15 protein-coding genes are annotated in these 12,757 nt (G+C 69.1%); 8 read left to right on the top strand and 7 right to left on the bottom strand.

Annotation, left to right across the window (positions count from 1 at the left end; translation table 11 throughout):
- The first annotated feature begins 101 nt into the window (after positions 1–101).
- Both ABZX79_RS08660 and ABZX79_RS08665 read left to right on the top strand, forming a co-directional pair.
- Complete coding sequence (locus ABZX79_RS08660) at positions 102–935, top strand: ABC transporter ATP-binding protein (RefSeq protein ID WP_355253729.1); 834 nt, start codon at positions 102–104, stop codon at positions 933–935.
- Positions 932–1,702: an ABC transporter permease gene (locus tag ABZX79_RS08665; RefSeq protein ID WP_355253560.1), complete on the top strand. Its 771-nt coding sequence runs from the start codon at positions 932–934 to the stop codon at positions 1,700–1,702. Before ABZX79_RS08660 ends, ABZX79_RS08665 begins: the two co-directional genes overlap by 4 nt.
- Positions 1,703–1,722: 20 nt before the next feature.
- Here ABZX79_RS08665 and ABZX79_RS08670 read toward each other — a convergent pair whose 3' ends face one another.
- Entirely contained in the window at positions 1,723–1,962 is a 240-nt protein-coding gene (locus tag ABZX79_RS08670) for a hypothetical protein (RefSeq protein ID WP_355253562.1), read from the bottom strand.
- A gap of 390 nt (positions 1,963–2,352) precedes the next feature.
- On the opposite strand from ABZX79_RS08670, the gene ABZX79_RS08675 reads away from it, so the two are divergent.
- A complete protein-coding gene (locus tag ABZX79_RS08675) occupies positions 2,353–2,742 on the top strand; it encodes a CAP domain-containing protein (protein ID WP_355253564.1) in 390 nt (129 codons plus the stop codon).
- Positions 2,743–2,748: 6 nt separating this feature from the next.
- On the opposite strand, the gene ABZX79_RS08680 is transcribed toward ABZX79_RS08675, so the two are convergent.
- Positions 2,749–3,828 (bottom strand): hypothetical protein, encoded by a 1,080-nt coding sequence (locus tag ABZX79_RS08680; RefSeq protein ID WP_355253566.1) that lies wholly within the window; start codon positions 3,826–3,828, stop codon positions 2,749–2,751.
- A 137-nt stretch (positions 3,829–3,965) separates the two neighbouring features.
- The gene (locus tag ABZX79_RS08685; protein ID WP_355253568.1) at positions 3,966–5,000 is read right to left on the bottom strand and encodes a helix-turn-helix domain-containing protein; all 1,035 of its coding nucleotides are present in this window, start codon (positions 4,998–5,000) and stop codon (positions 3,966–3,968) included.
- Between the two features lie 117 nt (positions 5,001–5,117).
- On the opposite strand from ABZX79_RS08685, the gene ABZX79_RS08690 reads away from it, so the two are divergent.
- Positions 5,118–6,014: an alpha/beta hydrolase gene (locus ABZX79_RS08690; RefSeq protein WP_355253570.1), complete on the top strand. Its 897-nt coding sequence runs from the start codon at positions 5,118–5,120 to the stop codon at positions 6,012–6,014.
- A gap of 47 nt (positions 6,015–6,061) precedes the next feature.
- The gene (locus tag ABZX79_RS08695) at positions 6,062–6,451 is read left to right on the top strand and encodes a cupin (RefSeq protein ID WP_355253572.1); all 390 of its coding nucleotides are present in this window, start codon (positions 6,062–6,064) and stop codon (positions 6,449–6,451) included.
- A gap of 41 nt (positions 6,452–6,492) precedes the next feature.
- On the opposite strand, the gene ABZX79_RS08700 is transcribed toward ABZX79_RS08695, so the two are convergent.
- Together ABZX79_RS08700 and ABZX79_RS08705 are read right to left on the bottom strand one after the other, a co-directional pair.
- Complete coding sequence (locus tag ABZX79_RS08700; RefSeq protein ID WP_355253574.1) at positions 6,493–7,476, bottom strand: endonuclease/exonuclease/phosphatase family protein; 984 nt, start codon at positions 7,474–7,476, stop codon at positions 6,493–6,495.
- 237 nt (positions 7,477–7,713) lie between these two features.
- Positions 7,714–9,777, bottom strand: a complete 2,064-nt coding sequence (locus tag ABZX79_RS08705) for a heavy metal translocating P-type ATPase (RefSeq protein WP_355253576.1) — start codon at positions 9,775–9,777, stop codon at positions 7,714–7,716.
- 107 nt (positions 9,778–9,884) lie between these two features.
- Here ABZX79_RS08705 and ABZX79_RS08710 point away from each other — a divergent pair, with 107 nt between their 5' ends.
- Positions 9,885–10,274 carry a metalloregulator ArsR/SmtB family transcription factor gene (locus ABZX79_RS08710; RefSeq protein WP_355253578.1) on the top strand — a complete coding sequence of 130 codons (390 nt, stop codon included), beginning with the start codon at positions 9,885–9,887 and terminating at the stop codon, positions 10,272–10,274.
- 82 nt (positions 10,275–10,356) lie between these two features.
- Positions 10,357–10,854, top strand: coding sequence for a DUF5949 family protein (locus tag ABZX79_RS08715; RefSeq protein ID WP_355253580.1), 498 nt, complete (start codon positions 10,357–10,359; stop codon positions 10,852–10,854).
- Positions 10,855–11,026: 172 nt separating this feature from the next.
- On the opposite strand, the gene ABZX79_RS08720 is transcribed toward ABZX79_RS08715, so the two are convergent.
- The gene (locus ABZX79_RS08720; RefSeq protein ID WP_355253582.1) at positions 11,027–11,422 is read right to left on the bottom strand and encodes a rodlin; all 396 of its coding nucleotides are present in this window, start codon (positions 11,420–11,422) and stop codon (positions 11,027–11,029) included.
- 210 nt (positions 11,423–11,632) lie between these two features.
- On the opposite strand from ABZX79_RS08720, the gene ABZX79_RS08725 reads away from it, so the two are divergent.
- On the top strand, positions 11,633–12,031 hold the full coding sequence (locus ABZX79_RS08725; protein WP_355253584.1) for a rodlin: 399 nt from the start codon (positions 11,633–11,635) through the stop codon (positions 12,029–12,031).
- A gap of 177 nt (positions 12,032–12,208) precedes the next feature.
- On the opposite strand, the gene ABZX79_RS08730 is transcribed toward ABZX79_RS08725, so the two are convergent.
- On the bottom strand, positions 12,209–12,526 hold the full coding sequence (locus ABZX79_RS08730; protein WP_355253586.1) for a hypothetical protein: 318 nt from the start codon (positions 12,524–12,526) through the stop codon (positions 12,209–12,211).
- Positions 12,527–12,757 lie beyond the last annotated feature (231 nt).

A 12,757-nucleotide genomic window follows, 5' to 3' on the forward strand; every position in this document is an offset into this window, starting at 1 on the left:
CAGTGGCCCTTGCGCCATTCGCAGCATCTAACACGGGACACGAATCCTTGAAGCGGGACGACATTCACACAAAAAGGCCAGCGGCCTTCGGTCCAACCGCCATCAACGTGTACGGACTCAGCGTCGCGCTGGGACATCGGGTCATTTTCGACGACATCAGTTTCACCGTTCCCAGGGGAACGATCGTAGGACTGCTCGGTCCGAGTGGCTGTGGGAAAACCACACTTCTGCGCTCCGTGGTCGGAATTCAGAAGAGCACGGCGGGCCACGTACAAGTCCTGGGGCACCCGGCCGGATCCGCCGCGCTCAGCTCGCGCGTCGGGTACGTGACCCAGGCGCCGTCCGTCTACTCCGACCTCACGGTGCTGGAAAACCTGCGCTACTTCTCGGCCGCCCTGGGACTGCGGGGCTGGCGCCGCGAGGACGCCGTCGTACGGGTCGTCAAAGAAGTCGACCTGGCGGAGTACGCCGACCAGCCGGTAGCCCGGCTGTCGGGCGGCCAGTACTCGCGCGTGTCCCTCGCCGTCGCCCTTCTGGGCACGCCGGACCTGCTGGTGATGGACGAACCCACAGTGGGCCTCGATCCACTCGTACGCAGAGAACTGTGGACGGTGTTCCGGCGGCTGGCCGACGAGGGGACCACCCTGCTCGTATCGAGCCATGTCATGGACGAGGCCGACCGCTGCGACCGCCTGCTGCTCATGCGCGGCGGTCAGCTGCTCGCCTCCTGCGAGCGCGACGAGCTGCTGGCGCACACGGGCTGCGAGAGCGTGGAGAGTGCCTTCATGCGGCTGGTGACCCCGTCCACCGGCGGCCGGGTGCCGACACCGACGCCCGCACGCACACCCGCACCCGCACCGGACCCCGCCCCCATGCTGGTCGACGTACCGCCCGACGCACACGCCTCCTTCTTCGCGCAGGAGCTGCTGCGATGACCACGCCGGCCAGGACGGCCGCCGCCCGGCAGCTGCCGTTCACGCCCAGCATCACGATCGCCACGGCCCACCGCGTGCTGCAGCAGTTCTCCCGCGATCGCGGCAGCACGGCACTGGTGCTGGTGATTCCCTGCATGCTGATGGTGCTGCTGAAGCTGATGTTCGACCGCTCGGGCGGCAGCTTCGACCGGATCGGCCCGCAGGTGTTCGGGATCTTCCCGGTCATCGTGATGTACCTGGTCGGCTCGGTGTCCACGCTGCGCGAACGCACATCAGGGACCGCCGAGCGGCTGCTCACCCTGCCCGTACGGCGGTTGGACATCGTCCTCGGCTACTGCCTGGCCTTCACCTTCCTGGCCCTGCTCCAGGCGGTCCTCTCCACCCTCCTCGCGGTCGGTCCACTCGGACTGGAGATCAAGGGACCGGCGTACCTCCTGATGGTCATCGCCATGCTGGGCGCGCTGCTCGGCCTGGCGCTGGGCCTCTTGGTGAGCGCGTTCGCGCGCAATGAGTTCCAGGCGGTGCAATTCCTGCCGGCCGGGGTGCTCCCGCAGTTTCTGGTCTGTGGACTGTTCGTACCGAGGGACGAGATGCACGGCTCGCTGGCTGCGCTCGCCAAGGTCATGCCGATGACGTACGCCGTCCAGGCGGCAGGTGAAGCGGCGCGGCACACGGGAGTGACAGGCATCTTCGTCCGTGACGCGCTGCTGATTCTGGTCTGTGTCGTGGCGGTGCTGGTAGCCAGTGCGGCGACCCTCAAGAGATGAGGGCCGCCGCCGTACGACGCCTAACCGTGGCGGCTGCCGGACGTGTCCCAGGCGAAGCCGCCGGTGAACTGGCCGTCGCTCGGGATGACGATCGGTCCGAAGCGGATCGGCCCACCGTGGCCGCCGGGGTACGGGTGGCGGCCGTCGGACACGGACGCGGGGGCCCCGGCGGGTGCGGCGGACGCAGCGGACACAGCGCCGAAGGCGACCAGAGCGGCGGCAGCGAGAGATACAGCCGCGGCGCGACGGAAGAAGGCCATTGGTATTCCTTAAGTGGGGGGGACGAACGCGTGAAACTCTAATAGCTACCGCACACAACTACCGGAAAGGGAACGGAATTTCTTCCTTACTTCCCTCGAAGGTGAATAAGTGCTTTCAAGTGCCAATAGAAGATAAGAAAGAGCTCGACCGTGCGCAGACAACTGCCCTGGATCGTGATGGCTTTGGTGGCCGCCCATCCCTTCCCGCCGCCCCCGGCACCCCCGCAGTACACGCTGCAAAAAGTGCCCACACACCGCCTCCAGCCACCACCGCCGCTTCCGGCGACCTGGCAGGCGACGTGGCGGCCTCCAGCCGTGGGCCAGGAGCACCGGCCACCGCGCCCGAAACCAGCGGTCCGCCCGCAGCACGAGAGGCCCACGCCGCCCGCCGTGCAACAGGCCCGCACGGCCCTCGTCCGGCTCCTCAACCGCGAGCGGGCCCGTAACGGCTGCAAGCAGGTACGGGCCCACCGCGCCGTGACCAGGACCGCCCAACAGCACAGCGACTACATGGCACGCGCCGGGTCCCTCTCCCACACCGGCGCGCACGCGTCCGGCCCGGGCGACCGGCTCACGGACGAGGGATACCGGTGGCGCCGGGTGGCCGAGAACATCGCCCGCTCCAAGCCCGACCCGGCAACGGCCCTCGGCCTGTGGAAGGACAGCCCCAAGCACCGCGACGCGATGCTCACCTGCGCCTTCCGGCACGTGGGCGTCGGCGTGAGCAAGGGCAACAACGGCCAAGGGTGGTGGACGCTGCTTCTGGCCAGCCCCCGATAGAACCACTCACCCGTACAGCAGACCTTCGTCCCACCACCAGGCCACGGTCGGCAGGCCCAGCGGAGACCGGTCGTCGTCCGCCGGCCGCTCCGCCCACTCCAGCGGAGTGTCGTCCAGACCGCCGGGCACGTGGCCGAGACTGAGATAGCGCGGCACCCGCAGTCCCCACTCGGCGTTGCCCCGGACCCCGTACCGCAGTCCGTCCAGATAACTCCGGAGCTCCACACCGCCCTGCGGACGTACCCGCTCCGCCACGTCCAGGAAGCGGAGCATCACCCGGTCGCGCAGCCGGGTCGCGGCGTCGACCGCCTCCTGCAGCGACAGGTCCTGGTGCCGCATCAGCACACCATAAATGTTCTGGTCGGTGTGCCCGCGGGCCAGCTCCTTCCGCAGCGAATGCCGGTCGTTGTCCAGCGCCGCGATCAGAATGGCCATCTCCGTCAGCGCCCGGACAACCGGCCGGTCCATCTCACGGCCGGGCACCTCCAGGCCCGTGGCCAGCTCCAGCATGGCGAACGTCGGCTCGCCCCCGGCCGACAGCAGCCGCATGGCGACGTACTCGTCCAGATCCGGCATGTGCCCGCGCGCCGCGTTGCCGATCTGCCACGTCACTCCGGAGAGCCAGGCGCGGTGAGCAATGGCGAAACGACGCAGTTGCACGGGCCCGCCCATGGCACGGAACCGGTTGACGATGTCCTTCAAGGCCGGGATGTACGACGGCTCCGCATCGGATACGGCCGACGGCGCCTCCACTGCCCGCTGCACCTGCCCGGCCAAGGCGCCGAATGCCCCGGGGTCGGTACTGAGCGGTCCGTTGTCGCAGCGCGCGTCGTCGAAGCCGAAGCCCCAGTACACCCACAGGGACGTGGCCAGCACACGGTCCGCGTCGGCCGTGGGGGCGAAGCGGGCGAAGAAGTCGGCGCTGTGACTGGCGACGACCCAGGCAAGCTCCTCATCCGTACCCATGCCACTCGCCCGGACCCACTCCTCCGCCCGCGCCTCGATGTCCCGGACCCGGGGGTGGATGGCCGACTCCAAAGGACAGAAGATCGGCGGCAGTTCAACTTCGGTGACGGACAGCCCCATGGACACACCTCTGGCCTCGGAAGACGACGGCGGGCCTTCATCCTCCACCGCACGTTCCGCATAATCCGCCCCACGCACCCCCAAACAGAACAATCCATCCGATCAGGTCGAAAGGCCCACACCATTGACACGGGTCCTCAGTCGTTGAGCAGCCGCCATGCGGTGAGGGCGAGCCCGGCCCGCATCAGTCCAGTGGGCTGGGTGAGTTCGATGCCCAGGGTCTTTCCGATCTGGTCGAGTCGGCGGGCGACGCTGCTGTGGTGCAGGTGGAGAAGGTCAGCGGCCCGGCGCAGGGAGCCGGTGGCGCAATAGGCGTCCAGCGTCTCCAGATCTTCCGGGTTGTCGGCCATGCGGGCGATCGCGGCGACGTCGGCGTTGGCGCGCGAGGCGTCCTGGGGTACCTGTGCGAGCAGCGCCAACGCCCCCAGACCGTCGAAGGGGACAACTGGTCGGCGTGGGGTGGTGAAGCGGAGCGCGGTACGGGCCTCCCGCCAGGACAGATCAGGGCTGTCGGCGGCGCCGATGCCCGCGCGCACGCCTGTCGGAAACCGGGCTGGGTCCACGGCGGTCGCGAGGAGGACGCCCGTATCGGCCAGCAGTGCGGCCTTCACCGGGCGGGCCGGGCAGATCAGGCCGCCGATCCGGTCGAGCGGAAGCTGCGACCGAACGGCGACGACGCGAACCGGCAGGTCGGCGGCGAAACCCAGGAGCCGCAGCGCGCGAGCCCTGGCCGCCTCGTCGCTGTCGGAGCTGATCGCCAGCTCGACGAGGGCGGGGTCGGCCATGGTGGTACGGGCCGGTCCGTACCTCTCGACGACCCCCGCGGCTGCGATGGCGAGACGGTCCAGCAGCAGCTCGTCGAGGCCGAGCAGCGAGCCGGGGCGTTCCAGCCACACCGTGCCGATCTCCTCCTCGTCGAGGGTGATCGGCGTCGTGGCGGACGCGGATTGCGGCGGGGTGGACGTTTCCCTGCCGTCGGGCGAGAAGCGGATCGTCCGCCCCGTGCCGTGGAGCCGGATCCCGGCCACGCACTCGGCCAGGCCCGCCGAGGCTCGGGCGAGCGCCGGGAGATCCACCCGTCGGCGCATCAGCGTGTCGTAGAACATGACGACCCGGATCGCCCCCTCGGCTTGGGAATCCAGGTGCGACAGCCGTACGGCCAGTGCCTCCATGGCCAGAGGATAGGGCCTCCGCGACAGGAGGGCAGGCGCCAATCGGTGCGTGATCCGGCCGAGATGCCCGACGGACGGCGGACGAACGCGGGGCCGGCGAACGTCAGGATGGCCGTCATGGATCCCGAACTCGAAGTATTCGTCCCGTTGTTCCCCCGGGCCGATCTGACCGAACCGGTCGCCGAGCGCAAGCGTCTCGCCGAGCTGGCCGCCACGGTGCCCACACCGGAAACCGCCGGAATGGAGGTCGAGGACCGCACGGTGCCCGCCGATCCGGACGTGGCGGTGCGGATCTACCGTCCGCACCAGGCACACGGCACCATCGTCTGGCTGCACGGCGGCGCATGGGTGACGGGCGACCTGGACACCGATCGCCCATGGGCCACCCGGCTCGCGGAAGGCTCCGGCGCGGTGGTGATCTCGGTGGGCTACCGCCTGGCCCCCGAGGATCGTTTCCCGGCCGCCCTGGACGACGCCTACGCGGTGCTGACCTGGACGGCCGAGCACGCAGCAGAGCTCGGCATCGACCCGGAGCGGATAGCGGTCGGAGGCCACAGCTGCGGCGCGGGGCTGGCGGCCGCGGTGGCCCTGCGGGCGCGCGACCAGCAAGGGCCCCCGATCCGTTTCCAGCTGCTGAGCCAGCCCGGGCTCGACGACCGGCAGGAAACGTGGTCGCAGCAGAACTTCACCGATACGCCCTGGATGAATCGCGACGCAGTCGCCGCATCGTGGCGGCACTACCTGGGCTCCACGCCCGCCACGCCGTACGCCGCCCCGGCCCGGGCCACCGACCTGTCCGGCCTGCCACCCGCCTACATCGCCACCGCGGAGTTCGACCCGCTCCGCGACGAAGGCATCGCCTACGCACTGCGCCTGATGCAGGCAGGCGTCTCGGTCGAGCTGCACCAGTGGCCCGGCACCTTCCACGGCTCGCAGGCGATCTTGTCCGCCCAGGTGTCGCAGCGGCAGCTCGCCGAACTCGGCGCAGCCCTGCGCCGCGCCCTCACCGCGTGAAGTCGACGCGGACGCCCCGAAGATCACCGCAGGAAGGACGTCTCGGAATGACTGTCACCCCGATCGATCTCTTCGCCTCCTTCATCCACCTTCGCCAAGGCGGCCACATGCACGCCGAGCAGCCTGTGTTCGATCCCGGCAGGGACGGCTGGCAGCTCATGGCCTTCCACGTGGAGACCGACGCCGACGTCCACGCCGACCACTGGGAGGTCCACCCCGACGCGGAAGAACTCGTCTCCTGCCTCACCGGAGGAATACGCCTCTACCTCCGTCCGGAACGTCCGGAGGACGAAGAGGAGGAGATAGGACTGCCGGCCGGAAACGCGGTCATCGTGCCGCGCGGGCGATGGCACCGCATCGAACTGGACGCCCCCGGCAACATCATGTCCCTCACACTCCCGCGCGGCAGCCGCCTGGAGAAGCGGACCGAGGCCTAGACCGGGGCCTCACACCCCGAACGGGGTCACGGGGGTGGTGATCACCACCTGATGCGGGCAGCAATGGGCAGGTGGTCGCTCCCCGTCGCGGGCAGCGACCACACCTCGGTGACGGTTGCCCTCCGCGTCATGACCTGGTCGATCCGGGCCACGGGGAAGGAGGCGGGCCAGCTGAAGGCGAAGCCGGGGCCCACCGTGTTCATCTGGGCGCCGACCGGGTCCAGCCCACGGTCGTCCACCGTGCTGTTGAGGTCGCCGAGCAGGATCACCCGCTCCAGCGGCTCGGCCGCGATGGCCGCACCCAGCAGGGCGGCGCTCTCGTCGCGCCACCCGGAACTGAACCCGGCCCGCACCCCCAACCGCACGGAGGGCAAGTGGGCGACGTACACCGCGACCGCCGCCTTCTCCGGCACCCGGACCTCCGCCCTCAGCCCACGCTTCCAGGCCCCCACGATCCCGTCCGGCTTTATGTCCACCGGCCGCGCCCCGTTCAGCGGATACTTCGACCACAGCCCAACAGTCCCCACCACCAAGTGGTGGGGGTAATCCGGGGCGAGCGTCGCGGCATAGACATCCAGCGCACCGGCCGTCACCTCTTCGAGAGCGATGAGGCCAGGACGAGCCTTCATCAGGGCCCGTGCCGTACCCGCCGGATCAGCGTTCTCGTCACTCACATTGTGCTGAACCACGGTGAGGTCGTACGCCGAGTCCTCAGCCGGCAGCAGCAGCCCCCCGAAGCCACTCACCCAAGCGGCAACGGGCAACAACAGAGCCACTAGAGCGACGGCCGATCGCCGCACGATCGCCAGAACCAAGAAGACGGGGACCGCCAGACCGAGCCACGGCAGGAACGTCTCCAGCAGACTGCCCGGCCGGCCGGCCATGTCAGGCACGGCCGAAGGGAAAACGAGCAGCCCGCCGACCCCCACGGCCAGCGAGGCAAGGACACGCCCCCGCCTCCACCCCCACCGGCCTTCCGGGACGGTAGGCGTCACGGCCACCGCACTGCTGTCCACTTGGCTCATCGCCCGACCGTAACGGCACCGCTGTCAGCGGTCAGCACCCGGACCGGTGGCGTCGCACAAGGGCGGCGGCCGGCTGAGCCGCCCTCCGGCATGTCCTCAAACGCCGGACGGGCTGAATGTCGCCGCGCATCGCAGGTCCCGCCCGGCCCCGCCGCAACCCGTCCCGGTGCCAGGAGGGGACGTGCCGGGGCGCTCCCCGCAGGGCGTCGAACGCAACGAGCCCGAAGAAACAACGCGCTACCCGAACGTTCGGCGCCCGAGGAGACGCCGCGGCGCGGCACCGACCCCAAAGCCCCCGCCGCCCGCGCCAGCGTCCCGCACCGCGCCCCGCCAAGCGGACTCCCGCAGCAGACGCAAGCCGTTGAGTCCGACGAGCACCGTCGACCCCTCATGCCCCGCAACCCCCAGCGGCAACGGCAGGTGCCCCACCAGATCCCAGATCACCAGCGCCCCGATACAGAACCCCGCAATCACGAGGTTCTGCACAACCAGCCGCCGCGCACGCCGAGAAAGCGCGACAACAACAGGCACCGTCGCCAACTCGTCCCGCACCACCACCGCGTCAGCCGTCTCCAGCGCCAGATCCGATCCCGCCCGCCCCATGGCGATGCCACTGTGCGCCGCCGCCAGCGCGGGCGCGTCGTTGACCCCGTCCCCGACCACCAGCACCTTCTCCCCCGCCGCCTCCCACTCCCGTACGGCGGCAGCCTTGTCCTGCGGCAACAGCCCCGCCCGTACCTCCGCAATGCCAACCTCACCGGCAAGCTTCACGGCGGCGCGTTCGTTGTCGCCGGTCAGCAGCACCGGCGCCGACCCCGTGAGCCGCCCGAGCGCGGCAACCGCCTCGCCCGCCCCCACCCGCACCCGGTCCTCAACCCCGAGCACCCCCACCAGAACCCCGTCGACCAACACCACCACAGCGGTACGCCCAGCCCCCTCCACCTCAGCCACCATCAACCCGGCTTCGCCGCCCACCACCCCCACCAGAGCCAGCGGGCTACCCACCCGCACTTCCCGCCCACCCACAACGGCCCGAACCCCCCGCCCCGGCTCCGAGGAGAAGTCCTCAGCCGATTCGATCCCCAACCCACGTTCCTTCGCCAGCGCCACCACAGCCCGCGCCAGCGGATGCTCGCTCGAATGCTCGGCGGCCGCCGCCAACGCCAGAACCCCGGCCTCCCCCAGCCCACCACCCCCACCAGACGCCACCCGAACCTCCGCAACCCGCGGCGCCCCCTCCGTCAACGTGCCGGTCTTGTCCAGCGCCACTCGCGTAACGCCACCCAGCCGCTCCATGACCACCGCGGACTTGACCAGCACCCCGTGCCGCCCGGCGTTGGCGATCGCGGACAGCAGCGGCGGCATGGTCGCCAGCACCACCGCGCACGGCGAGGCGACGATCATGAAGGTCATGGCCCGCAGCAGCGTCGAGGTGAAGTCCGCCCCCCACGCGAGCGGCACCCCGAACAGCGCCAACGTGGCAACGACGACACCCACCGAGTAACGCTGCTCGACCTTCTCGATGAACAACTGCGTCGGCGCCTTGGTCTCGCTCGCCTCCTCGACCATCCCCACGATGCGCGCGATGACCGACTCGGACGCGTCCTTGTCCACCCGGACCCGCAGCGCCCCCGTGCCGTTGAGGGTGCCCGCGAACACCTCGTCCCCCGGCTCCTTGTTCACCGGCAGCGGCTCCCCGGTGATGGTCGCCTGGTCGACCTCACCGGCGCCCTCCACCACCGTGCCGTCGGCAGGCAACCGCTCACCGGGCCGTACGAGCACCAGATCCCCGACCCGCAGCTCCCCGAGCCCCACCACTTCCTCATCCTCCCCAGCAGCAGCACCCCGCGGCCGCAGCCGCACAGCCGTAGCCGGAGCAAGATCCAGCAGCCCCCGCACCGAGTCGGCCGTACGCCGAGTGGCCAGCGCCTCCAGCGCACCGGACACAGCGAAAATGACAATAAGAAGCCCCCCGTCGAGGAACTGCCCGATCGCCGCCGCCCCGATCGCGGCGACCACCATCAGCAGGTCGACATCGAGGCTCCACCCCCTGAGCGCCACCAGCCCGGCCCACCCCGGCTCCCAGCCCCCCGCGACGTAACAGAGCGCGTAGAGCGGCCCCCACACCCACGCCGACACCCCGGCCAGATCGAGCGGGAAGGCCAGCAGAAAGGCGACGGCGGACAGGCCGGCCCACCGGACCTCCGGCAGCGCGAGCAGTCGCGTACGCCGCGACGGCACCGGCGGCGCGGCAAGCAACCGCGTAGCGGCGGGCCGGTCGTCGAGGAGGGGAGAAGCCATGGCGGGACACCTCTCGGTCAGACGTGGTGACGAACCCTCCCACCATAGCGGAACACATGAAGAGCTCTTCACTAATAGACCCTGAAACGCGCCGATACGATGGCCGCATGGGACACGGAGTCGACGAACGCGCCACACCCACAGGTCATCTCGACGCGGACGCCGCCGCCACCATCGCCGCCACGCTCCAGGCCCTGGCCACGCCGTCCCGGCTGATGATCCTGACCCGGCTCCGCCAGAGCCCGTGCGCCGTGACGGAGCTGGCCGAAGCGGTCCGGATGGAACAGTCGGCGGTCTCCCACCAGCTGCGGCTGCTGCGCGCCCTGAGCTTGGTCACCGGTGCCCGGCAGGGCCGCCGGATCGTCTACAGCCTGTACGACAATCACGTCGCCCAGCTCCTCGACGAAGCCGTTTACCACATCGAGCATTTGCGCCTCGGCGCCCGCGACAATCCGGCGAAGACCCAGCCGGACATCACTGAAGGACCTGCCTCGTAAGGGGTATTGACGAAAGAGGCTTAGCCCGACCGGGTGACTTATGGCCGGGCGTACCCGCTCCTGGCAATTAGGGTCCCGCTGTATGACCTCACAGACCGCTGAACCCGCTGTCGAACAAAGTCACTTGGGCACGATCTCCGTAATCGCCTGGTCCGGCGAGAATATCGACGACGGCCGTGACATGGCTTTCCTCCTCGCCTATTCCCTCGGCGACGGATCGGCCGGCCCCGAGGCCGGCGAGAAGGCCGTCCGGCTGCTCCTCGAACAGACCGGCCTGCCGGTCGGCGAGGGAATTTTCGACGCCTCCAAGTCCAAGGAACCGGTCACCCTCCTCCTTGAGAACGGCAGCGTGTCACTGATGATGCCGAGCCTGAGGGTCCAGTGCCTCGTACCCGAGGAGTGGACCGCCGCGGCCCTCAAGCGCAAGCACGCGCACTTCATTTTCACGACCCGCCCTTGGCCCGAGGGCACCCCCGGCGTCCCCGTCGAGGCGGAGGACCTGAAGGCCTTCGTCGGCAACGAGGAGGTACTCGCGGCCTCCGCGCACTGCGTGATTCCGGTAACCACTCTGCGCAAGTAATCCCGGCCCATCGACAGCCTTCAGGCCCTGCAGATGAATTGCGTCTGCAGGGCCTGAAGGCTGTGGCCAGGGGCGGAAGGAGTGGCTGGGGTCTCCACCGCGTCCGGCCGGGCGCCGGCTCGGGGCCACCGCCCAGGAGGGGGAGCGGTGACCGGGCCGCCGCCGAGCGATATCAGCTGTTGTCGGCGCCGTTGCCCGCGAGGAGGTTGTCCAGGATGTGCGAGAGCGCCTCGTCACCCTTGTTCTGGGTGGAGTTCTCGACGCACTGCTGCTTCTGGTCGCCGGACAGGATGTCCTGAACGCCGACGTTGATCAGACCCACGACGTTCTGGACCTCCTGGAACGGGACAGCGATGCACGGCTTGTTGAACGACCCCTGGATGAGGCCGATCTGCGGGCTCATGTCGCCGTACGTGGAGGAGTTGCCGTAGATCTGCTTCGACCCGTTGCCGCTCGCGGTGCGGACCTCGTGGTCGTCAGCAGCCGCCATTGCCTGCGGGGCGGCCGCGGCACCGAGGCCCATGACGGAGACGGCGACGGCAGCGGTAGCCATGACCTTCTTGATCACTGTTTTCCTCTTTCCATGTCGTACCCCGGGGTGAGGCTCACTGACCAACTCCCTAACAGTCGGTTAGTTCTCCCGCGTCACCCATTTGGCGGCACAGGATTGCCACAGAAAGGCCGCGAATACCATTCGGGTGAATACACGCAACCAATCCATGCCAACGGAGTTGAGCCTGACGCAGATCCCTGCGTACCGGACTGACAAGGAAATCAAATGCTCAAGAAGATGATGACCACGGCGGCAATTGCTGTCTCTGTAGTCGGGCTCGGCGCCGCCGGAGCCGGGCAGGCGATCGCGGCAGCTGACGACCACACAGCCGCGAACGCAAGTGGCAACGGATCCGTGCAGAAGTACGGCAACTCCGTCACGAAGGGCGACCAGAGCCCGCAGCTGAGCCTGGTTCAGGGCACGCTCAACAAGCCGTGCATCGCTGTCCCGATCCAGGAGGTCCAGAACGTCGTCGCCCTGATCAACGTCGGCGTTCAGGACATCCTGTCCGCCGATCAGAAGCAGCAGTGCGTCGAGAACTCCACCCAGAACAAGGGTGACGAGGCGCTCTCGCACATCCTGGACAACCTCCTCGCGGGCAACGGCGCGTCGAACGAACGCTGATCGCAGTCGCGGTCTGAATCCCAGTGCGCTCCTGACCACGGTCAGGGGCGCACTGCTGCGTACAGAGGGGCGTAACGGGGCTTACAGGCGGACGTACATGCCGGAAGGCCGGCGCGTACACCAGTCATGGGTGTACGCACCGGCCTTCCGGCACCGCAGGAGAAACGCCGGCGTTCCTCAGCCGCCGAGCGGCATGCCGCCGATCATCGGAGCCGCCGCCTTGCCGGTGTCCACCGCGGTGCCCATCAGCTTCGACGGGTCACCGTTCCTGGCCTCGTTGACGGCCTGGGCGGTGTCGGTCGCGGTGTGCAGGAGGGGCTGGACGGTGGAGTCCACCGGCTGGTGGGTGTTCAGAGCGTCAGTCAGCTGCTGCACGCCGCCGTTCAGGCTCATCGACTGGTAGTCGGCAGCGACGGCCGGAGACGCCGCTCCTGCGGCCGCTCCCGCGGCCATCATCGAAACGGCAATGGCCGAGGCGGCCTTCATGTACGTCATTCCAGTAATCCCTCTTCGTGCTGGCGTAATCCGCGAACTACGAATCCCGTGACATTCCGACGCTGCTGTTCCATGTCACTTACACCAGGACTAACGAAGGCCCGGACGGTGAGAAACTGAAACCGTACGCCGTTCTTGCCGATTCACTCGGATGCGGGGGCTGGAAAGTGGCCGGACATGACGATGGAGCGGGCCCGGGGGACCCGCTCCATCGAACATCTCGGCGTCCTG

It is taken from the genome of Streptomyces sp. NPDC002994, assembly GCF_040611155.1.
In the GTDB taxonomy this organism is placed as follows: domain Bacteria; phylum Actinomycetota; class Actinomycetes; order Streptomycetales; family Streptomycetaceae; genus Streptomyces.